General features: G+C 28.0%; 1 protein-coding gene. It reads right to left on the bottom strand.

The window, feature by feature from the left end; translation table 11 throughout:
- On the bottom strand, nucleotides 1–254 hold a 254-nt coding region (locus tag Q4563_RS21160), incomplete at both ends, for a hypothetical protein (protein WP_303605924.1).

The following is a 254-nucleotide window of genomic DNA, read 5'->3' as shown; positions in this document are numbered from 1 at the left end:
CTAACAATCCATTGTCTTCATCAATACCAATTTTTCCAATGGTTTGGTTTAAGTTTATGGTACCATTTTTAACATACTTTCCGTACAAGATGCTTAAAACACTTTTACGACAAGAAGCAATATAACTTACTTCTTTAATATCTCCATATTCATAAAGTTTTTTCCCATCTTTTAAAATTAACATTCCTGTTGTCTCAAGGTTGTTTTTTATATAATTTGTTAATGAATCTAATTTTTGTTGTGTGAAGCTAGTC

It is taken from the genome of Gilvimarinus sp. 1_MG-2023 (genome assembly GCF_030548285.1).
This window is presented reverse-complemented; position numbering and strand designations above follow the sequence as displayed.